This window comes from Borrelia hispanica CRI, from assembly GCF_000500065.1.
In the GTDB taxonomy this organism is placed as follows: Bacteria; Spirochaetota; Spirochaetia; order Borreliales; family Borreliaceae; genus Borrelia; species Borrelia hispanica.
Genome location: NZ_AYOU01000121.1, coordinates 242,838 through 265,982 on the forward strand (window position 1 = coordinate 242,838; position 23,145 = coordinate 265,982).

17 protein-coding genes are annotated in these 23,145 nt (G+C 28.2%); 8 read left to right on the plus strand and 9 right to left on the minus strand.

The window, feature by feature from the left end; genetic code table 11:
• Together U880_RS0104685 and U880_RS0104690 are read left to right on the plus strand one after the other, a co-directional pair.
• On the plus strand, positions 1-972 hold the full coding sequence (locus U880_RS0104685; protein WP_024654976.1) for a nucleotide-binding protein: 972 nt from the start codon (positions 1-3) through the stop codon (positions 970-972).
• A gap of 36 nt (positions 973-1,008) precedes the next feature.
• Entirely contained in the window at positions 1,009-2,352 is a 1,344-nt protein-coding gene (locus U880_RS0104690) for an ATP-dependent 6-phosphofructokinase (RefSeq protein ID WP_024654977.1), read from the plus strand.
• Positions 2,353-2,378: 26 nt separating this feature from the next.
• On the opposite strand, the gene U880_RS0104695 is transcribed toward U880_RS0104690, so the two are convergent.
• Genes U880_RS0104695 through U880_RS0104715 form a run of 5 tightly spaced genes read right to left on the minus strand, consistent with a single transcriptional unit; the run spans position 2,379 to position 9,906 of the window.
• Positions 2,379-3,710: a CoA-disulfide reductase gene (locus U880_RS0104695; protein WP_024654978.1), complete on the minus strand. Its 1,332-nt coding sequence runs from the start codon at positions 3,708-3,710 to the stop codon at positions 2,379-2,381.
• Between the two features lie 12 nt (positions 3,711-3,722).
• Positions 3,723-5,105: an L-cystine transporter gene (locus U880_RS0104700; protein WP_024654979.1), complete on the minus strand. Its 1,383-nt coding sequence runs from the start codon at positions 5,103-5,105 to the stop codon at positions 3,723-3,725.
• Positions 5,106-5,148: 43 nt separating this feature from the next.
• Complete coding sequence (locus tag U880_RS0104705; protein WP_024654980.1) at positions 5,149-6,723, minus strand: glucose-6-phosphate isomerase; 1,575 nt, start codon at positions 6,721-6,723, stop codon at positions 5,149-5,151.
• Between the two features lie 36 nt (positions 6,724-6,759).
• Complete coding sequence (locus U880_RS0104710; protein WP_024654981.1) at positions 6,760-7,158, minus strand: ParB N-terminal domain-containing protein; 399 nt, start codon at positions 7,156-7,158, stop codon at positions 6,760-6,762.
• Between the two features lie 6 nt (positions 7,159-7,164).
• Positions 7,165-9,906, minus strand: a complete 2,742-nt coding sequence (locus U880_RS0104715; protein WP_200862214.1) for a penicillin-binding protein 1A — start codon at positions 9,904-9,906, stop codon at positions 7,165-7,167.
• Between the two features lie 523 nt (positions 9,907-10,429).
• On the opposite strand from U880_RS0104715, the gene plzA reads away from it, so the two are divergent.
• Both plzA and U880_RS0104725 read left to right on the plus strand, forming a co-directional pair.
• Positions 10,430-11,218, plus strand: a complete 789-nt coding sequence (plzA, locus tag U880_RS0104720; RefSeq protein WP_024654983.1) for a c-di-GMP-binding receptor PlzA — start codon at positions 10,430-10,432, stop codon at positions 11,216-11,218.
• 7 nt (positions 11,219-11,225) lie between these two features.
• Positions 11,226-12,314 carry a tetratricopeptide repeat protein gene (locus tag U880_RS0104725; protein ID WP_235048009.1) on the plus strand — a complete coding sequence of 363 codons (1,089 nt, stop codon included), beginning with the start codon at positions 11,226-11,228 and terminating at the stop codon, positions 12,312-12,314.
• Between the two features lie 7 nt (positions 12,315-12,321).
• On the opposite strand, the gene U880_RS0104730 is transcribed toward U880_RS0104725, so the two are convergent.
• Positions 12,322-13,323, minus strand: coding sequence for an L-threonylcarbamoyladenylate synthase (locus U880_RS0104730; protein WP_024654985.1), 1,002 nt, complete (start codon positions 13,321-13,323; stop codon positions 12,322-12,324).
• A 99-nt stretch (positions 13,324-13,422) separates the two neighbouring features.
• Between U880_RS0104730 and U880_RS0104735 the strand changes: the two genes are divergently transcribed.
• Complete coding sequence (locus tag U880_RS0104735; RefSeq protein ID WP_024654986.1) at positions 13,423-14,253, plus strand: septal ring lytic transglycosylase RlpA family protein; 831 nt, start codon at positions 13,423-13,425, stop codon at positions 14,251-14,253.
• Here U880_RS0104735 and U880_RS0104740 read toward each other — a convergent pair.
• Positions 14,243-16,297: an ATP-dependent DNA helicase gene (locus U880_RS0104740; RefSeq protein ID WP_024654987.1), complete on the minus strand. Its 2,055-nt coding sequence runs from the start codon at positions 16,295-16,297 to the stop codon at positions 14,243-14,245. The two genes, U880_RS0104735 and U880_RS0104740, sit on opposite strands and share 11 nt — an antisense overlap.
• 254 nt (positions 16,298-16,551) lie before the next feature.
• On the opposite strand from U880_RS0104740, the gene U880_RS0104745 reads away from it, so the two are divergent.
• Together U880_RS0104745 and valS are read left to right on the plus strand one after the other, a co-directional pair.
• Positions 16,552-17,547 carry a tRNA dihydrouridine synthase gene (locus U880_RS0104745; protein WP_024654988.1) on the plus strand — a complete coding sequence of 332 codons (996 nt, stop codon included), beginning with the start codon at positions 16,552-16,554 and terminating at the stop codon, positions 17,545-17,547.
• The gene (valS, locus tag U880_RS0104750) at positions 17,547-20,180 is read left to right on the plus strand and encodes a valine--tRNA ligase (RefSeq protein ID WP_024654989.1); all 2,634 of its coding nucleotides are present in this window, start codon (positions 17,547-17,549) and stop codon (positions 20,178-20,180) included. Before U880_RS0104745 ends, valS begins: the two co-directional genes overlap by 1 nt.
• Positions 20,181-20,196: 16 nt before the next feature.
• Here valS and mnmD read toward each other — a convergent pair whose 3' ends face one another.
• Together mnmD and groES are read right to left on the minus strand one after the other, a co-directional pair.
• Positions 20,197-20,874, minus strand: coding sequence for a tRNA (5-methylaminomethyl-2-thiouridine)(34)-methyltransferase MnmD (gene mnmD, locus U880_RS0104755; protein WP_024654990.1), 678 nt, complete (start codon positions 20,872-20,874; stop codon positions 20,197-20,199).
• A 213-nt stretch (positions 20,875-21,087) separates the two neighbouring features.
• Positions 21,088-21,360: a co-chaperone GroES gene (groES, locus tag U880_RS0104760; protein WP_024654991.1), complete on the minus strand. Its 273-nt coding sequence runs from the start codon at positions 21,358-21,360 to the stop codon at positions 21,088-21,090.
• Positions 21,361-21,503: 143 nt separating this feature from the next.
• Here groES and U880_RS0104765 point away from each other — a divergent pair, with 143 nt between their 5' ends.
• Positions 21,504-23,135: an ABC-F family ATP-binding cassette domain-containing protein gene (locus U880_RS0104765; RefSeq protein WP_024654992.1), complete on the plus strand. Its 1,632-nt coding sequence runs from the start codon at positions 21,504-21,506 to the stop codon at positions 23,133-23,135.
• The last annotated feature ends 10 nt before the right edge of the window (positions 23,136-23,145 follow it).

Here is a 23,145-nt window from a genome sequence, read left to right on the forward strand (position 1 = left end):
ATGACTAAAATTATTCCTGTTGCAAGTGGAAAGGGAGGTGTTGGGAAAACATCTTTTGTTGCTAATATTGGTTATAAACTTGCACGTTTAGGTAAGACTGTGATACTTGTTGATCTTGACCTTGGAGGTTCTAATCTGCATACTTGTTTAGGTGTTAAGAATACTGGTGTTGGCATAGGTTCTTTTATTAATAAACAAGAAAAAGATTTTTCAAGTTTAGTTCTTAAAACTCCTTATAAAAAGCTTTATTTGGTTCCAGGAGATGCTCTTTATACGGGTACAGCCAATATACCTTTTTCTATCAAGAAGAGAATAATAGATTCTATTCAAAGAGAACTTGTTGCTGATTTCGTTTTTATAGATTTAGGGTCAGGTACGTCTTATAATACAGTGGATTTTTATTTATCATCTTATAGTGGCGTAATCATTACTGTTCCAGAAACTCCTTCAATTCTTAATGCTTATTCTTTTTTAAAAAATGCTCTCTATAGACTTCTATATTTAGGTTTTCCTCCAAAAAGTCCTGAACGAGAATATATTAGTAATTTTTTTAAAAATAAAATAGAAGGTACAAACGTTAAATTTAAAGATTTAGTTTTAGGTATTGAAGTTATATCTTTAAGTTCTTCACTTAAGGTCAAAAAGATGATGAATAGTTTTTATCCTAGAGTTGTATTAAATAGAATAGAGTCTAGCGAAGAAATAGCTATGTGTGAAAATTTAATAAATGTTGTTAAAAATAATATCAATATACCAGTTGAATTTATTGGTTTTATTCCCTTTGCAAAAAGTTTTAGAGCATCTGTTAATAATAGAATTCCATTTGTTGATTTTGATAGAAATTCGAAACTTAATAAATATTTTGAATTTATTGCGTGTAATTTAATTAAATCACCTGTTGAAGGTTCACCTTATATTTATGATGATATATACGATATGATTAAGGATCAAAGTCAATTTATTAGGAAATAATTAGATTATAATAATACTTGAAGGAGGGGTAATTTAATGTATAGGCTTAAGAATCAAAATTTGGGTTTTAATATAGAAAACCTAGGAGAATGTAAATATGATAATCCTTTAATTAATTTTTATGCTAATGAGAGTCATGTTCATTTTACTTCTGAAGAGAGTAAGATTAGATTTAATGTTTATAAAAATGAAGAGAGTTGGAATCAATATGAGGATGTTTTTTTAGAAAAGGCTGGACCTAGACGTAAAATTTATTTTGTCCCAAAACATGTTAAAGCCGCAATTACTACTTGTGGGGGTCTCTGTCCAGGTTTTAATGATGTGATTCGTTCAATTGTTAGAACTTTATGGAATGTATATGGAGTATATAATATTTATGGCGTTAAGTTTGGATATAAAGGACTTTTGTCAGAGTCTAATTTAAGTTTTGTTGATTTAAATCCTGATGTGGTTAATGATATTAATCAGCTTGGTGGTACAATACTTGGTTCATCAAGAGGAGGAATTCGACCTGTTGAAATAGTTGATACTTTAGAGAGAATGGGTATTAATATGCTTTTTAATATTGGTGGAGATGGTACACAAAAGGGTTCTATTTTAATTGCTGAAGAGATAGAGAGACGAAATTTAAAAGTTGCTGTTATAGGTATTCCTAAAACGGTAGATAATGATTTTATGTTTGTTCAAAAATCTTTTGGATTTGAAACGGCTGTAGAACAATCAGTTGCTGCTGTTGCTGGTGCGCATTTTGAGGCAAATAGTGCTTATAATGGAATAGGTCTTGTTAAAGTGATGGGTAGAGATTCTGGGTTTATTGCTGCTTATACTGCTCTATCTTCTAATGATGTTAATTTTTGTTTAATACCAGAATTAGATTTTGATATTGAGGGACCAAATGGACTTCTTGCACATCTTGAGAGACGGCTTTTAAAAAAAGAAAGTATGGATGAAATTCCTCATGCAGTTATATTGATAGCAGAAGGAGCAGGACAAAAATATTTTGATCCTGGTATTAGAAAGAAAGATGATTCTGGTAATTTACTGTATGAGGATATTGGACTTTATATTAAAGATAAAATCAATGAATATTTTAAATCTAAAGATATTCCTGTTAATCTTAAATATATTGATCCTAGTTATATTATTAGAAGTTCTCCAGCTAATGCTAGTGATTCTCTCTATTGTGCTCGTCTTGGTTCAAATGCTGTTCATGCTGCTATGGCTGGTAAAACGAAATTATTAATTAGTTTGTGGAGTACAAAATTTGTGCATGTTCCCATCAGAATGGCTGTCATTGCTAGGAATGAAGTTAATGTGAATGGTTCTTTCTGGAGGGATGTTCTTGCAAGCACTGGTCAGCCATTTAGTATGAAAAATTGACTAAAAAGTAATTTAAGTTTTTTTATTTATTTTGCTGCATTACCAGCAATATTTAATGCATCCCAAGTTTTGGAGAATGGTGGAGAATATGCAAAATCCATCATTCCAAGTTCATTTATTTTAAGTTTTGAATAAATAGCAAGGGATAATGCGTGCATTCTTAGTGCAGCTCCATTTTTTCCAATTATTTGTGCACCAAGAATTTCTTTTGTATCTTGATTATATATTAGCTTAATATATAAATCTTCTTGATTGGGATAATAGTTTGTATGGTTTTTGTCTTTGATAAATACTGTTTTATATTGGAGCCCAAGTTTTAATGCCATCTCTTCAGTAAGACCAGATCTAGCTGCTTCGAGTGATAAAACTTTAATAGATGCAGATCCCAATGTGCCTTTAAAAGGTACTCGTTTTCCTGCTAGGTTTTCACCAATGATTTTTCCCAATTTATTGGCTGTTGTTGCAAGAGGAATATAATCATTTTGATTGCTTATAATGTTATATATTGTGGCACAATCTCCTGCAGCAAAAATATTTTTTGCACTGGTTTCACCGTATTCGTTTACAATTATTGCACCGTTTTTTAATGTATCAAGTTGACCTTCTAAAAATTCAGTTGCTGGCTTGATGCCTGTAGAGAGTATTACAAGATCTGCTTTGTATTCAGATTTGTTTGTAATAATTCCTTCAACTTTGTCTTTTCCTATTAAACTTGTTACAAATTCATTTGTGTGAAGTAAAACATTATTTTTTATAAGCTCTTCTTCCATTATATTTGTGATTTCTTTGTCAAATGATTCTGTTAGTATTCGTTTATCCAATTGGATAATTCTGACATTTTTTTCTCGTGCTTTAGTAGCTTCTACCATTTCAATTCCAATATATCCAGCCCCAATTATTATTATGTTTTTTATTTCTTGTTGGTTTAAGAGTTCTCTGATTTCCTTGCCATCTTGCATATTTCTTAAAGTATAAAAATTTTTTAGTTTAATATTGTTAATTGGTGGAATTATAGGGTTTCCTCCAGTTGCAATCATCAATTTATCATAGGTATCATTGAATATTTCTTGTGTTTGAAGGTTTTTTACTTGGATAATGTTATTTTTGATATCTACTTTAATGACTTCGTGTTTAGTAAATACTGATATTCCATTCTGTTTAAATTGCTCAGGTGTCCTGGCTATCATATTGTTTGGTTCGTCAAAAAATTTTCCAATGAAATAAGGTAGTCCACAAGCACCAAAGGATGTGGTATTTGTTTTTTCATAAATAACTATATTTAATTCTTTGTTTATTCGTTTTGCTTTTGCTGCAGCGCTTGTTCCTGCTGCAGTTCCTCCAATAATTATTATTTTCATAAGAATTACCTTTTATTTAGTATTTTGATTATTATAAATGTTTTTGTCTAATTGATTAAGATTTTTGGCTGTTATGACCCCTGCAACCATTGAATCACTGACATTAACAGATGTTCGTCCCATATCGATTAAAGGTTCGATGGAAATGAATAAGCCAACTAGTGAAACAGGTAGATTCATTGATGAGAGAACCATTAAGGATGATATTGTTGCACCTCCTCCAGCTCCAGCTACTCCAAACGAGGTTATTATTATTATTCCTATGAGTTGTAGTAGAAATGAGGGATCTGTTGGATTTATTCCTTGTGTAGGTGCAATCATGATTGCTAGCATAGCAGGATGAAGTGCTGCGCAACCATTTTGTCCAATAGATGCCCCAAGTGCACTGGAGAGATTTGCAATTCCTTCACTAACTCCTAGTTTTTTAGTTTGCACTTCTACATTGACAGGTATTGTTGCTGCACTGGAACGCGATATAAATGCAAATGTTAGTACTGGCCATACTTTTTTAATAAAAGTTATTGGATTTAGTCTGTTAAATGCAATAATTGTCATGTGCATTAAGAGTGTAATACCTATAGCAACATAAGATGCAAGTGCAAATTTTCCAAGTTTCATTATGCTTATAAGATCACTTGTTGCTGATATTTTTGTGATCATTGCTAATATGGCATAAGGTGTTGATTTTAAGATTAAAGTTACTATTCCTAAAGTTAAATCTTGTGCTGTTGATATTATTTGTTTAAAAAAATCTATTGACTCTGGTTTTTTTTTGGCAACTCTTAGAGCAACAATCCCTACTAAAGCAGCAAATATTACTATTCCTATTGTTGAGTTTGGTCTTGTTCCTGCCATATCTGCAAATATATTGTCCGGAATGAGTTCTGATAGTTTTTGTGTCATTGGAGTTTGGTGTAAAACTTGAAGTTTGCGATCTAATTTTTGACCTTGCATGATTTCATCAACTCCAGATTGAAGTCCTTCTGCTGTTAATTTGAAAAAAATAGATATACAAATTCCAATTATTGCGGCAATTCCTGCTGTAAATATGAGTATAAATATTACTGATAAGCTCATTTTCCAAATATCTTGGCTATTTGTTAGTTTTATTATTGCAGATATTATTGATACTAGTATTAGTGGTATTACCATCATTTTAATGAGTCTTATATATCCGATTCCTATAATATTAGTCCATTGAATAGTTTCTTGTATTATTGTTGAGTTTGGTTCGTAACAATATTTTATGAGTGTACCAAATATTATTCCTAATCCTAGAGCTATTAATATTCTTTTCGTAAAAGAGATATGTTTTTTGCGTAAAAAGTATAAAAATCCTATTAATATAAGCATTATTGTAACATTTAATATTACATATGTTATTGTCATATTCATGATTTGGCCTCTTAGTTATAGATTTAAGATAATCATTTTTTTCTTAAAATAATATATCATAAGATTTAATTATTTTATCTTGTGAATTATCGTTCTTTAAAATTTTGTTAGCAATAATTTTGCCTAATTGAACTCCTTCTTGATCAAATGAATTTATATTTAGTAGAAATCCTTCAAACATTACTTTATTTTCGTAATGAGAGAGTATAGCACCTATTGTATAAGGAGTAAGCTCTTTAGAGTATATTAATGCAGAAGGTCTCTCTCCTTTAAAACTTTGATTTTGATTGATATTTTCTTTTCCAATAGCAAATGCAATTATTTGGGCTATTAGATTTGCTTTTAGTTTATCATTACTTGATGTTCCCTCTAAAGAAACATCTTGTTTTAATTGGGATTGACTAAATCCTATTAAATCCATTGGTACTATTTCTGTTCCTTGATGAAGCATTTGAAAGAATGAATGTTGCACATCTGTTCCAATTCCTCCCCAAATTATTCTGACTGTTTTATAGTCAATTTGTTCTCCAAATCTGTTTACGCTTTTTCCGTTGCTTTCCATTTCAAGTTGTTGTAAATGAAGATAAAAATTTTCCATTGCTTTTGAATATGCAATAATACAGTTACTGCTATAATTTAGTATATTGCTTTCATATATACTGATTATTGATGCTAGAAGGGGTGCATTTTCTCTTACATTTTTGTTTAGTGCTTGTTTGTCAACCTCATGAGCTCCTTTTAATATTTCTTTTGTAATATCTTCTGTAAAGCAAAGGGTTATTAGAGTAAGCCCTACAGCTGAGGTTGGTGAAAATCTTCCACCAATTGAATCATGCATCAAAAAGTATTCAAGGTATCCTTTTTCGAGTGCCAACATGCTTCCTTGTGATGTAATGATTATAATTTGTTTTTTATATTCTTCAATTCCATTATCTTTTAATTTTTTAATTAAGAATTGCATATTAGATGATGTTTCTAGTGTAGTTCCACTTTTTGATACTACAATAAATAGAGTTTCTTTAAGATTTATTTCACTTAAAACCTCTTCTGCTTCATCTGGGTCAACATTTGAAATAAAATATGCTTTCATTTTGCATAAATTTTTTTGTTTAGCATAGTTTTTAATTGTGGTGTATAGTGCTTTTGGCCCAAGACTTGAACCTCCAATACCAATTTGTACGACATTTTTAAAAGCCTTTCCATTTGTATTTTTAATCGTTCCATTTTGTATTTTTTTTGCAAATTCAAAAATTTTATGAAGTTCTCTTTCAAAAAATTCTCGCATATTTTCATTGTTATCTATAACTGTTGTGCCAAGTTGTCCTCTTGTTAAGTGATGTAAAACTTTTCTATTTTCACTAAGATTAATATGTGTTCCATTAATGATTTCTTTATACTTTTCTATTAGATGTGCTTCATCGCTTAAATTTTGAAATAACTTTAAATGAGTTTCATTGATTTGTTTTGTAGCATAGTTGTAATGTACGTGATTCCCTTCTATTTTGATGTCATATTCTTTAATTCTATTTTCATTTAATACTGTCTTTAGTTTTTCGGGATTCATTTGTTTTAATTCTTGAAAACTTTTAAGCTTATTAAGATCATTATAATGAATCATTAAGCATCCTCCAATAGTCTTTTTACGTATTTAAATTTAATTTTGTTTTTTTATTTTAAATATTTTTTTGATTTTTATTATTATTTTTTTTATCAATCTTATTATTGTGTTTTTTTCTGAATAATTTTTGAGTTCTTCTTCTCCTTCTTCTGCTTCACTTTTTGTAAATGATTTTCTGACATTATTTTCATCAAGTTCGATTTCAAGTAAGTTTTTTTTATCTTCTATTGGAATTACTTTGACATCGACCTCTTTATATCCAAGTTCTTTTAGTACTTGATATCTTCTAAAACCTGCCACTAGGTTTTTATTTTTATCTATTATTATAGGATAAATCAGACCATGTTTTTTAATGCTTTCTTTAAGAGTTGTTGTATCTCCTATATTTTTTCTGATTCGTTTTTTGATTTTTATTTGTTCTAAATCTATTAACATATTTTATTAATCCAATTGTATATTTTCTCCATTGACATCTTTATGTTCAATTTCATTATTTTGTTTTTCATCATTTACAATAGAATTTTTTTGAGGTTCTGTATTATTTGGCTTATCTGTAGTATTCGTACTATCATCTATATTGTTATTGTCATCTATTATTTTGTTGTTGGTGTCGTCTTCTGTTTTAGCATCTTGGGTATTATGTTCCATGTTTTCCTCTTTATTGTCATTTTCAAAATCTTCATTTTGTATATCCATATTAATATTATCATTAAATTTATCATTATTAATTGTATTAGTATTATTTTCAGGAATTTTTTCATTTTCTGTTTTATTGTGTTGGTAAAAATCGTTTGTAAGATATTCAAATTCGGTAGTATCGAAGTTTAGTTCATCATTGTCATTAATGTTGTCGATGCCATAAATATTGAATTCCATTTTATTTAAAAATTCAGATTTGTTTTCATAATATTTTGATTTTTCAAATGGTTGGCTTCCTGTAATGAATATTTCGTTTATTATTGTTTCATTAGGTACACCTTCTGGTAATAGACCTGTTTCTGATTGAACTTGTACATTAATTATTCCTTTGGGTCGTATAAATACCTTTTGGGGTAAGTTTTTATGATATTCTGCCATAAATTTACCCCAAGTAGGGCCAGCTAGTGCTGTTCCTGTGCCTGCAGTTCCCAATGAATATCCTTTTTTGTCAAAACCAACCCATATAGCCGTTGTTATATAAGGTGAATATCCTATTGTCCATCCGTCGGCCCAGTTTTGGGTTGTTCCTGATTTACCTACAATATCGGATTTAAAATTTTTGAGATTTGTGTATTTTTGATTTGATAGAGTGCCATATTGGATTGTTGATTTCATCATATCTGTCATAATGTAAGCAGTTTGAGGAGATACTATTTGCGCATTAGCACCTTTATTCTTGATTGATGTTAGTATTTCAGATTCTACATTTGCTATTACTTTTCCATTTCTATCTTCTATATATTTAATTCCGTATGGTTCTACTTCTTTTCCATTATTTCCTAAAATAGCAAATGCTCTTGCCATTTGTATTGGAGATGTTGATGTGACTCCAAGTGCAAGGGGATATACTTTGGGGAATATTTTATTTATTTCATTTTGATCTTTGATTCCTAGTAATTTAGCCGAATATTTAATTGCATTGTCGAAACCTAATTTATCAAGTATTCTAAGGGCGGGAATATTGAGAGATAAAGCGAGTGCTTTACGTGTTAAGACATTTCCTCGCCATTTTCCTCCATAATTTTCAGGGGCATACACCTCTCCTTCTTGATTAAAAAAGGCTACAGGAGAATCTGAGAGCATTGTTGCAGCTGTTATTTTTTTTAATTCAATAGCTGCTGAAAAATATAAAACTTTAAATGCGCTTCCAGGTTGAATTTTTGCTTGAGTTGCTCTATTAAATTCGCTTCCCTTTCTATATCCACTTCCTCCAACCATTGCTTTTATGGCTCCTGTTGTGGTGTCTAGTGATATTAATGCACCTTCTGGTTGCACAAGTAAGTTTGGATTTGTTTTATTGTTTATTGTGTAAGCTCTTGTTGCTTTGTCTATTTTATCAATGCCTAAAATTGCAGCAAAGCTTGCAAGAAGATCAATATTATCCTCATAAAATTTTCTTGTTTTTAATTTTGTGTATTGTCTGCCATTTATTCTAGTATTTCTTATGCCAAATAAATCGGATATTGTATCAATTATTGGTACTATTTCTGAATTTATTACTAATGTTTCAGATGATTTTGTAGAATTATACATTTTCCTTGCTTTTGTAATCATTTCTTGTGTAATTTCATTTGCATGTTTTTGTGCTTCAAGATCAAGTGTTGTATATATTGAGTATCCATCTTTGTATATATTTGCTTCTGATGGGAGGTATTTAGTTATTCGTTGTCTTACATATTCTGAAAAATAAGGAGCATGATCTTCTTTGTCAGATATAGCTGGTGTATCTGCCATACGAGTCCAGTCATAATTTTGCCAATATTCATTAAATTCTGATTCAGCTAATTCAGGGGTGATAATACCATGAGATACTACTTGATTTAATACAGCTCTTTGTATTTTCTTTGCGAATTTTGGATTGTAAAATGGTGAATAAAGTTTTGCATTTGGCAATTGTATAATCATTAAAACAGCTTCTGCGGTGTTAATATCTTTAACACTTTTATTGAAGAAAAATTTTGAAGCTGCTACTACGCCATAATTTCCATTTCCAAAATAGACTTTATTTAAGTATTTTTCAAGTATTTCATATTTTGATAATTTTTTTTCAAGCTGTATTGCCCACCAAACTTCATTTAATTTTCTTAAAATAGATCTTTTTGCTTGATTTGTGTAGAGTAGTTTTGCTAATTGTTGTGTTATAGTACTACCACCTGAGAAATATCTTCCAAGAACAATATTAAATGCAGCTCTTAAAATTCCCATTAATGAGAAGCCTCTGTGGAAAAAAAAGCTGAGATCTTCGCGTATTAAGAGTGTGTTTATTAAATTATTAGGCATTTCTCTTAAAGGTAATAATTCTCTGTTCTCATCAGATATAAATTGTGTTATGAGCTTACCATTGGTATCAAAAAGTTTTGATGGTATAGCAGGGTTTATATTTCCAAAATTTTTATCTTTTTGAATATTTATAGTTTCAACTATGGCAATTGATAAAAAAATGATTGAAAAACTGATAATAAAATAGGTAAAATAAACTAGCATGTTAGCTTTTTTGCTAAAATTGAGCCTTTTCAAATTGTATCCTTCTAACGTCTTTCAACGTAATTATACTATAAAATATGATAAACTTAACATTTTGCAAGTTGTTATTAATGTAAAAATATTGTTATAATGCCTTTTTATATGGGTTATTTTGATATTTAAGTTTTTTAAAATGTAAGTTGATTCGTTATGAGAATTTGGAAAGATTGGGACTTTATGTGTGGGTGTTGTTGTTTTTTAAAATAAACAGTAAAAATAATAAGAATTACAGATTAATACATTGAATGATGAATTATTTTTATGTTAGTGTTTTTTTGAAATTTTTATTTATAGAGTTGCTTTTTTGGAATAGATTTGATCTTTATATGTGTGTTGAATAAAGTGTGAACTATTGGTTGTATCTAATATTTTGGGATAGAATTATTTTAAAGTATATGCATAAATTAAAATTTTTGAATTGTATTGCTTTAAAGTTCCTGAATATCAATTTTAATATGTTTGTTAGATTTCAAAGGAGAGGTTTATGTTTTTTTCTAAAAAAATAAAAGATTATGAAGCTAAATATAGAGGTAAGGAAATTAAAATGAGTACTGAAATTAATAGTTTCCTTAATATTAAAAATTCTGTTGAAATAAAGGTTGGTACTTATGTGGTGGTTGGTGTTATTTATTCTATTTCTATGAGTTTTATTAAAATTATTTTGCAACAAGATGAAATTTTACCCGTCTTGGCACAAAATGGAAATTTAGGCAATATTAATATTAAGAGTTATGACAATAATGTTGTGGATAATTCTTTTTGTATTCCTTCTTTAATTGTTAAGTTGGTAAATACATCTTCTTATGCCATTCAAGATAAGGAATATAATTTGTTGACGCTAGAATTTATATCTTCTATGCCAGAAGAAATTTTAATTAAAATTGGGAAATTGCTTGATTTAAAGCTTGGTCAAAATCAAAGGATTCATGAGCGTATTATTATTGATAAAGAGTCTTTAAAAAAACTTAATCTTGCTTCTGATAAAGCTTTTGTTGAAGTTAATGGTATTAAGCATAAATGTTTGATTAAAGATATGTCTTATGGAGGTGCTCTTTTGATATCTTATTTTGATTATGAAAAATTGGAAGAGAGTAATACCGATTTGATTTTGAGTTTTGATGTTGCAGGTAAGAAAGTTTCTATTGTGGGGCAGGCAAGAAATTTAAGTGTTATTCAAACGCCCAATGGTAAAGTTTTAGCTATAGGTGTTGCATTTTGTGAAGAAAAAATTCCTCTTGACTATACAATGTTAATACATGATTATTTTAATTAGAGGATTTATGCTTAAGAATATTGTTTATGTTTCTCTTCCTGAGAATTTTACAAATCAGATTAAAGGTTTTGTATTTGATCCTAAGATATTATTGCCTGTTGAGGTTAGTGATATTGAGCACTTTTCTCAAGATGAACTTAGTTTTGAATCCATTATGTCTGCAATTCTTAAGATTTCTGCTTATGACCAAAATAATGTTAACTTTCCTTATTATAAGAAGCTTTTATTAGCTTTAAATCCAAATATTATTAATATTCTTATTAATGTTGGTCTTTCGAAGATTGATGAGGGAGATTATAATTTGGCTCTTGAAATTTTTTTGTCATTAAAAGGTGTTGAAGGTGAGAATGAGGTTATTCTTTTTAATTTAGCATTATTATATGAAAAAATGGCTGAAAATTTTTTAAGACTTGAGCAACATATGGATGCTATTAGCAGTAATCAAAATGCTTTAAATATTTATGAAAGACTATTAACACTTGATAGTATTAATGAAAATGTATTTGCAAATGCTGGTTTTTTTTTTGTTAAGCAATATAAATTAGATAGGGCTCAAGAATTACTGAGTCATTATTTAAAAATTTCTAGTAATTTAGGATTGAAGAATAAGGTAAATGAAATTTTAAATGTTATAGAGGTTCATAAAGATTTAGCTTTAAATCTTGAGAGAATATATGATTTGATAATTTTATCAAAAGAAGATGAAGCTATTTGTGAACTTATTAAACTATTAGAATATCATAAAGATTCCTGGAATGTTTGGTTCTTGCTTGGATGGGGGTATAGAAGAAAGGGATTTTACTTGCAGGCAAAAGATGCTTTTCTTAAAGTGTTATTTTTTGATTCTAATAATGTTGATGCTATGAATGAAATTTCAATTTGTTTAATGGAGTTGCTTAAGTTTGATGAGAGTCTTGAATATTTACTTAGAGCATTAAAACTTGAACCTGATAATATTAAAATTATTTCAAATCTTGGTATTCTTTATTTAAAGATGGAGCGTAAAAAAGAGGCTAGAGAATATTTTCAAATCATTCTTGAATATGATCCAAATGATCCTATTGCTCTTAAGTATTTGGAATTGTTAGAAAAATAATTTAAATTTATTCAGAAATAAATTTGTCTAGACTTGCTTTTTTGAGTCTGTTATTTATTGAATATCCAAGTTGATTATTATCTACAAATTCAGCAAGTATTTGTTTATGTGTTCTCTCAGATTCTACAAAAACTTTATAAATATTTTTTGCATATTCTTCTAATGTGTTAAATATACAGATGTGATTTGTATTCCAAAGCCTATTAAACCAATATGATTTAAAAGTATTTTTCATAATGAGTATTTTTGTATCTTGTCTTGATACATACTTTCTTATATTATCTTTTTGTCTGAATAAATAAACAGGTATGCGTGGTCTATAATGTTCCAATAAATTTCCTGGTGATTGGAGTATTTTTTTTCCCAATGAATATTCTACATTAAAGTTTCCATTAAGTTCTCTCTCTATCATTTCTTTTGTTATTGAGCCTGGTCTTAATATTGATACGTTGCTTTTAGCGTCAAAACTTATAACAGTTGATTCTATTCCAATTTTTGATACTCCATTTTTCTTAATGATTCCTTTAACAAGGCCATTAAGTTCCTTTATTGCCATTTCAAAATTAGTGGCACTGGGACGTTTTGATAAATTTGCTGATGGAGCTGCTATTGGAACTTTGCTCATTTTGATTAATTTGAGAGCTATAGGGTCTGAAGGTATTCTGACTGCTATGCTTTCAAGACCGCCATTTATTAATTTAGATATCTTACCCGCATTTTTTAATATGAATGTTATGGGACCTGGGGTAAATTTGTTCATTAAAATCATAGCACTATCTGGTATATATTCTACAAGTTCTTTTATTTTTTCTATTGATTCAACATGTACTATTAGGGGATTTGTAATAGGACGCTTTTTGACTATAAAGAGCATTCGTATAGCATTCTCATCATATGCATTAGCTCCAATGCCGTATACTGTTTCTGTGGGAAATACTACTAATTCTCCTGAATTAATGAATTTCGCTGCTTTTTCTATTTCAGTTTCTTTTATTATTTCTGTTTTCATTAATGTTACCTATTAAGGTTATCTTAGTATACTTATTAAATCAAAAAAATTGCAAATAAACAATTTAGGACAACTAATTAATTTTGTGTTATAAGTCTTATGCTTTATATTGTGATATGCAATATGATACAATGTGTAATTATGATAGGTTTATTTGGTCTTAGGTATGTTGACTTGAGATTTATATTTTTATTTTTGATTGTTGCTACTATGCAATTAAATAGTGCTACTGTAGGGCTTGCTTCGTGGTATGGAGAAGCTTTTCATGGTAAGACTACTGCTAATGGCGAGAAATTTGATATGACTGCTCTTACAGCGGCTCACAAAGAGCTTCCATTTAATAGTGTTGTAAGAGTTACCAATTTACTTAATAATAGAACTGTTGTTGTAAGAATTAATGACAGGGGACCTTTTAGAAAAGATAGGATAATTGATTTATCAAAATCTGCTGCTGAAAAGTTAGATTTTATAGGAATAGGTGTTGCTCCTGTAAAAATTGAAATATTAAAACAAGTTGATATAAAAAATATTGAAAACCAAAAATCTGAGAACAATCTTGATGTTAAAGATGTTCCTAAGAGTAATTCTAATAATGATGTTGTTGATTTAAAAACAGATAAAGGTGTTGTTGTGGGAAAGGAACATACTGAAGTTGCAGGTCAAATTTTAAATAATACAGATAAAGAGCCAGATTTTTACATACAAGTTGGTTCTTATAAGACTAAAGATTATGCTCAAAGGGCTTATAAGATTCTTGAAAAAGTTGGTCTTAATGTTTTTGTAAACTCACATGGACCTTTTTTTACAGTATTTATTCCTACTTATGCTGATGATGTACAAAAGAATGTTGAGCTCATTAAATCTACAGGATACAAAGACATTTTGGTGAGAAAGACTAAAATCCCAGGAAATAATATCCTTATGGATTAATATTTTGATCTGTTTTAAAAAATGTATTTATTGTATGTTTGATAGTTGTAAAGTTTGAGTAGTAAGTTTTGATTTTAGGTAATGATTTTAAAAATAATTTACCATAAGTTTTGTTGTAAATTCTTTTATCAAAACATACTATGATTCCATAATCTTTCGAGTCTCTAATTAGTCTTCCAAATCCTTGTTTAAATTTTATTATTGCTTGTGGTAATGTTTCTTTTATAAAAAAATTTTCATTTGTTTTTTTAGCCAATTCATTTTTTGCTATTAAGATTGGATCTGAAGGAGTTTGAAATGGCAGTTTGGGGATGATAATCATTGTTAATCGATCTCCTTTAATGTCAATTCCTTCCCAAAAATTTTTTATTCCTATAAGTACACTTTTTTGGGGTGATTTTTTGAATGAATTTATAAGTTCATTTTTTGGTAATTGTCCTTGTATGAAAATGTTTATGTCATTTTTAAATAAAAAATCTTTGATGTTTTGACTTATGTATTCTAAACTTTTAACCGAAGTTAGGAGAATTAGGGTTCCTCCTTTGTTTAATATCACAAGTTCTTTAATATATCTTATTGATTGATTTAAAAATCCTTCTTCATTGTTAGGATTTTCAATATCTGATGTAATTGTAAGTATTGATTGTTCTTGATAAGGAAACGGGTATGGTAAATTTTCCATTTCGATATGTTTATTACTTAAATTTAGCCCCGTTTGATTTAAAAAGTATGAAAATGATTGATTTATTATAAGAGTAGCTGATGTAAAAATTATTCTTTTTGTTCGTTGATACATGATTTTATTTAGTTCTGGACCTAAATAAATTTCTGATGTTTGAAATATAGGGATATTTTTTTTATTTTCTATCCAAAAACAAAGATTATCATCTTGATTTTCAGATATAAAATTTTGAATTAATAATTTTGTTTGATCTAAATTTTTAATTAATCTATTTAGTTCTATTTTTGCTGTTTTGTTTTCTATATTTTGTATTATTGATCTTATGGTTATTTGATAATTTTCTAGATGATAAATGATATTTTGTAGATATGTTTTAATACGTATATAAAAGTTTGTTTTATGTGTATCACTGGTAATTCTATAAGTTGATGGTAATTTTTCTTGTATGTTTATTATGTATTCTATGTTTTCAAAGTTTTGTATTGTTAAAATTTCAAAATCTTTCTTATAGATGTTATTTATATTTTGTCGTTTAATTATTTTATCTATTTTTATGAAAATTTGTTTTATTCCAGTTTTTGAAAAATTTTTATTAAATAAGCTTCTTGCAGCTTCTTCTAAATAGTGAGCCTCATCAACTATTATGTTTTTTATGCTAGGTAATATTAAATTAATATTTATGTTTTCTTCTTCAAAATTATTTTCATGATTTTCTTTTTCCATTAATATTTCGTTTCTTATATAAAGGTCGTTTAAGAGTAAATGGTGATTAGTTATAATGATATCGCATTCTAATATTTTATTTCTTGCTTTTTTAAAAAGACATTTGTTCTCATTAGGACAGGTGATTTCTGAGCATGTTTCAGGATTTGCTGATACTTCTTCCCAAATTTGTTCATCTATGAAATTAAGTTCATCTTTATCTCCTGTTTTTGTGTTTTTTGCCCAGTAGGTTAATGTTTCTAAATTTTTTTTATTTAGTGTATATGTTAAAAGGCTTTTCTTGAGTTCTTCGAGTCTTCTAAGGCAGATATAATTTCGCATTCCTTTAATTATGCCAAACTTAATCTTAAAAGGAATAATCTTCTTTAAGGATTTAATATCTTTTTTTATTAGTTGTTCTTGAAGGTTAATTGATGATGTTGAAATTATGACTTTTTCTTTTGTTTGGTGAATGAAATCAATAGCAGCAATGAGATATGCAAGACTTTTGCCAGTTCCTGTTGGTGCTTCAATGACTAAAAAGTTTTCATCCCTAAATGTTTGTTTTATTTTGTCTATCATTCTAAGTTGTGTATCTCGTCTTACAAATCCTTTGATATTTAGTTCTGCTTGTTGAAGTATATATTCACTTAAGTTCATTTATTCAGCATCCTTTTACTATTTTTACAAATTTTTATGTACTGTGATTAATTTTATTGTACAATTTAAAGTTTTTTATATTTTATATTATGATATTGCAAATTTGTTATTGTTGTTCATTTTCATAGGTAGTTTTAATATATTTTTATATATCATTTAGATTGTAAGTAAATTTTTATCATTGCTTTTGATTTTAAAATTTATGTTTAAGTCATTCCTTTACCATGTTATTTTCTTGTTATATTATTTATTTTATGACTTTTTTAAATAATATGAAGCGTCCCATTATGATTTTAGCTCCAATGGAAGATGTTACAGATACTGTTTTTAGAAATTTAGTTCATTTTATGGGAAATGGAAAGTATGGTCCTGATATTTATTTTACTGAATTTATTTCTGTAAAAGGACTTTTAAATAAATCAAAGAACTCAATACAACATATTTTGACAAAAAATGATGAGCTTAGTCGACCTTTGATTGCTCAAATTTGGGGTGATGACCCTGATAAGTTTGTGAAGGCAATAGAAATTTTGAGTAATTTGGGATTTTGGGGCATTGATCTTAATATGGGTTGTCCAAAGAAAAAAATAGTTAAAAAAGGTGTTTGTTCTGCTTTGATTAATAATAAGTCCTTAGCCCATGAAATAATTATTGCAAGTAAAGAGGCATGTTTAAAACATGGATTACCTCTTAGTGTTAAAACTAGACATGGTTTTTTTTGTTCTGAGGTTGAAGATTGGTTGGGTTTTTTACTTAAATTAGGTATTGATATGTTAACCGTGCATCCTAGGCTTGTTATTAATCAAAGTGAAGGGCCTATAGATGTTAATGTATTTGATGAACTTGTTAAATTAAGAAATGAAATTAATCCTTATGTAGTAATTATTGGAAATGGAGATGTTTTAAGTTTAAATCAGGCATATCAAATGATTAATAGGTATTCTATTGATGGGATAATGTTTGGTCGTGGAATATTAAAAAATTTAAACTTGTTTAGAATAGATGAGCCTAACTTTTTAAATAGTGATTTAAATTTTAGGTTAAATATATTAAAATTGCACATAACGGATTTTCATTCTACTTGGGGTATTACTAAAGATTTTAATAAACTTAAGAAGTATTTTAAAATTTATTTTAATGAAAATGAAATATGTAGTGAATATTTTTATAATATTATGAGCTCAAGTAATTATGATGAACTTTTTGAAAATCTAAATCGAATTAATGTTGTAGGAGATAAGCTTAAATAATGAGCGAAGAACTTTCAAGCAGTTACGATCCTAAAGTTTTTGAGGATAAAATTTATAAGAGATGGTTGGATAATGGTGTCTTTAGTCCTAATGATAAGATTGAATTAAAATTTAGCATGGTAGCACCTCCTCCAAATGTTACAGGTATTCTTCATATGGGACATGCTCTTAATTTTACTTTGCAAGATATTCTTGTTCGTTATAAAAGGATGAAGGGATTTAATACTCTTTGGCTTTTTGGTACAGATCATGCTGGAATTGCAACTCAGACAGTTTTTGAAAAACAACTTAGAGAAAGTGGCAAAAGTAAAGATGATTTTAGTCGTGAAGAATTTATTGAAGGAATTCTTGAATTAAAAAATAAGCATAGAAAAATAATTGTTAATCAGGTAGAAAAGCTTGGGGCTTCTTATGATCATTTGCGTGAGAGGTTTACTCTTGATGATGGACTTTCAAGGGCTGTTAATAAAGTTTTTATTGATTTATATAATAAGGGGCTAATTTATAAGGGAGAATATCTTGTAAATCTTGATCCTGGTTCTGGAAGTGTTGTGAGTGATGAAGAAGTTGAATATAAGGAAATTTTGGGTAAGATTTATTTTGTTAAATATTTATTGTGTGATGGTAGTTTTATTGAAGTTGCAACTACTAGACCTGAGACAATGTTTGGAGATGTAGCTATTGCTGTTAATCCCAATGATGAGAGATATAAATCTTTAATTGGGAGAGAGGTTATAGTTCCTATTGCAAATAGAAAAATTAAGATAATAGCTGATGATTATGTTGATATGGAATTTGGTAGTGGTGCTTTAAAAATAACGCCTGCTCATGATCCTAATGATTTTGATATTGCAAAAAGGCATAATCTTGCCAAGATAAATATTTTGAATAAGAATGCAAAGCTTAATGAAAATGTTCCAATTGAGTATCAAGGTTTAAGTGTTAGTGCAGCAAGAAGTAAAATAGAAAAAGATTTAATAGACAAAGGATTTTTAATAGATGTTAAAAATCATAAGCATCAGGTTGGGCATTGTCATAGATCTGGAGAAGTTATTGAACCTTATTTGTCAAATCAGTGGTTTGTAAGGATGAAACCGTTAGCCGATGCTGCTTTACAAGCATTAATTGATGGTAAGATTAGGTTTTATCCTAAAAAATGGGAAAATACATATAAACATTGGTTATCCAATATTAAAGATTGGTGTATATCTAGACAGTTGGTTTGGGGACATAGGATTCCTGCTTGGTATGATGTTCAGACAGGAGAGATTGTTGTTAGTGAATTTGATCCTTCATTGAGTGAGCGTTATAGTGGAAGAAGTTTTATTAGAGATTCAGATGTACTTGATACTTGGTTTTCTTCTTGGTTGTGGCCATTTTCTTCTCTTGGATGGCCAGATGTGACTTTTGATCTTAAAAATTATTATCCTACAACTACTTTAGTTACTGCTTATGACATAATATTTTTTTGGGTAGCAAGGATGGTAATGGCAGGAATTGAATTTATGGGAGAAGTTCCATTTAGAGATATATATATAACTCCTCTTTTAAGAGATAAAAAGGGACAAAAGATGTCAAAATCTTTAGGTAATGGTATAGATCCTCTAAAGATTATCGATCAGTATGGAAGTGATGCATTACGATTTACTCTTTCATTTTTGTCCGTACAAGGACAGGATTTGAACATTGACACTAAAGATTTTATGTTTGGGGCTAAATTTGCAAATAAAGTATTTAATGCATCTAAGTTTATTTTATCAAATTTAAAGGGTAGGTTAGTATTAGATAGTTTGGAATTTGATGACATTGATAAGTGGCTAATTACAAGGTTAAATTCAACTATTGCTGCTATAGATTGTTCATTTGAAAATTATAAGTATAATGAAGCTACAAAAGCGGTATATGAATTTTTTTGGAATGATTTTTGTGATTGGTATATTGAAATTAGTAAGATTAATTTATATAGTGATGATTTTGATTTACAGAATATAACTATTTCTAAATTAATTTTTTTCCTAAAAGAATCTTTACTTATTATGCATCCCTTTATTCCTTTTATTACCGAAGAAATTTATTCTAAGGTTATGTCGTTAAAAGATATATTGGCTTTGAAAAAGTATCCTGAATTTACAGTTCAAAGAGATTTTAGAGAAGAATTTCAGCAATTTAATTTATTTAAAGACTTTATTATTTCAATGAGAACTCTTAGAAGTGAATTTAATATAGTTCCTAATGTTAAGATTAATGTTGCTTTGAAATTTGATAATACTTTTCAGTCTGAAAAGTATTTTAAAAAAAATGAATATATTGCAAAAAAACTTATTAATTTTGATTGTATTTTTTACAATGAAAATTATGAAAATATGATAGGAGTTCCTAATGTTAATTTTGAGAGTTTTGCAGATATTAAAAATCTCATAGATACTGATAAAGAACTTACAAAACTTAGTAAACAATTAGAAAAATATGAAAAACTTAAAAATGTAACTCTTCAAAAGCTTGAGAATCAAAACTTTTTATCAAATGCTCCTGATGAGATTATTAATTTTGAGAAGTTAAAATTAGAAGAATTTGATTCTTTTATTGTGAGAATTAGTAATTATATTTCTAATTTAAAGAAATCTAATTACTAATTAGAATTTGTTTGTATTATTCTTTTTGTGCTACTAACATATGTCTTTTGTTATTAAATCCTTTTATTTTAAGATAATTAAAATTGGCAAGTTTTAATCCGTCTTTTACAATTCTTGCTGCAGAAAATGTTGAGAGTTTTGTTCCGGTTTTGCTTTTTTGTGAGATTATTGTAAATATTTCTTTGTTCCACATTCTAATATTTTTGCTTGGAGTAAATCCATCTAAAAACCAGTAATCTATGTACTTTGGTAATTCTTTAAGTTTGTCTTTAGCATCACCAATGAGAATTTTTAAATTAATATTATTTGATATTTGATATTTTATATTTTTTATTGGTATTTTTGGATATTTTTTAAGCATTATCTTGAAATATTGTATATCGTTATTAAAAAATTGTGATATTTTTTTTATTTGTTCTTTTTTTAATGGAAATTTTTCAATTGAGTAATAGTTAATTTTTGTTTTAATATTGTTTTCTATTAAATATTTTAAGAGGGCTATTAAATTTAGCCCTGTTCCAAATCCTAATTCTGCAATTTTTATGTTTTTGGCGGTTGCAAGTTCTTTTTCTAGTTTACATCCTTTAATAAATACGTAATTGCTCTCTTCAAGTCCATATTGAGGATCATAATAAATATCTTTAAATTTACTTGAATATATAGTCTTACCTTGGAATATTAATTTGTGAGTCATTTTTATAAATAAATTACAAGATAATAATTTAATCTCTCTAGGAGAGAATAAATTAAAAAATCCATTACTCTTAAAGACAATAACAGTAATGTTATATATATTAACCCTGAATTTTGTTTGACTAGTATAATAGGATGTAGCTACTAAATTTAAACATTGTTACCTTTAAAGAGAAACTAAATCATGATTTAGTTTCTCTTTTTTCTTATTCTTTTATTCTTCTATAATGGCTATTATTTCTTTTGCTTTTAGAATTAGGTGCTCTTTATCTTCAATCTTCACGGCAGCTCCAGCATATTTTTCATAAAGCACTGTGTCTCCGACTTTAACATTAATGTCTTCTTTGTTGGAGCCAATAGCCATAACTGTTCCAATATGTGTTTTCTCTTTTGCATTTTCTGGTATATATAATCCTGAAGTTGTTTTACTTTCGGCTTCTTTTATTTTTATTAAAACTCTATCAGCTAAAGGTTTAATATTTTTCATTTTCAAACATCTCCTTAATTTGATAATATAAATATACGAAAAAGTGAAGTGTTAAGTCAATATCTTTTAATAACACTTGAAAATTAGCTTTATTTTAAAGATAATTCTTTTAATAAAATGTCAAGTTTAGGTGGAAAAATAGTTTGATAAGAGTAAATAATTTAGAAGTTACATTTGGAGAGAGAGTTTTATTTCAAGATGTAAATATTAAGTTTTCTTCTGGAAATTGTTATGGAATAATAGGAGCTAATGGTGCAGGTAAGAGCACTTTTTTGAAAGTTTTGGGTGGCACGATTGAGCCTAGTAAGGGTGAAATATTAATTGCTAAGAATCAAAGAATGGCTGTTCTTGAACAAAATCAATTTGCATATGATGATTTTCAAGTTATTGATACTGTGATTATGGGGCATAAAAAGCTTTATTCTATTCAAAAAGAAAAAGATGAAATTTATGCAAAACTTGATTTTAATGATGAGGATGGCATTAGAGCAGGAGAACTTGAGGCAGAGTTTGCTGATCTTGGAGGTTATGAAGCAGAATCTAATGCTGCAGTTCTTTTAAGGGGGTTAGGTATAGATGAGTCTCTGCATTTTAGTTTAATGAGAGATGTTGAGGCGGCCTTAAAAGTGAGAATACTTTTAGCTCAGGCTCTTTTTGGTGATCCTGATATATTGCTTCTTGATGAGCCTACTAATAATCTTGATATTCAATCGATTAAGTGGTTGGAAGAATTTTTAATTAATTTTGAAAATACAGTTATTGTTGTCTCACATGATAGGCACTTTTTAAATCAAGTTTGTACTCATATTGTTGATATTGATTATGGAAAAATTCAAGTTTATCTTGGTAATTATGATTTTTGGTATGAAACTAGTCGAATACTTAATAAGCAATTGAAAGATGCTAAGAAAAGATCTGAAGAGAAAATAGCAGAACTTAAGACTTTTATTCAAAGATTTTCAAGTAATGCATCAAAATCTCGCCAAGCAACTTCAAGAAAAAAGTTGATTGAAAAAATTAAAGTTGAAGATTTAAAACCGTCTTCAAGAAAATTTCCTTATGTTAATTTTAAAATTGAACGGGATCTTGGCAAAAATGTTATCACAATTAAAAATTTAACCAAAGAATTTGAGGGACAATTTATTTTAAACAAATTTAGTATTGTCGTAGAACCTGGACAAAAGATTGTTTTTTTAGGTAGTCCAATTTCAGCAAGTTATCTTTTTGATATCATTACTAATGAAGACAGAGATTATAAGGGACATTATGAATGGGGTTCTACTGTTAATTTTGAGTATTTTAAAAAGGATAATGAAGAATATTTTAATGTAAATTTAAGTTTAATAGATTGGCTTAGACAATATTCTAAAGAAGGCGATGAGACTTATATTAGAGGGTTTTTGGGGAGGATGCTTTTTAGTCAAGATGAGGCTTTAAAGGGAGTTAATGTTCTCTCAGGAGGTGAAAAGGTAAGATGTATGCTTTCAAAGATAATGCTTAGTGGTGCTAATGTATTATTATTGGATCAACCAACTAATCATTTAGATCTAGAGGCAATTACATCTCTAAATACTGGACTTAAAGATTTTAAGGGAGTTGTTTTGTTTACATCTCATGATCATCAGTTTATTGATACAATTGCTAATAGAATTATTGAATTTACTCCTAATGGCATAATTGATCGTTTTATGACTTTTTCTGAGTATATTGAGGATGTCAAAGTTAAGGAATTGCGGGATAAACTTTATGAAGGACATTCCATATTGAAACTTTAATCACATTTTT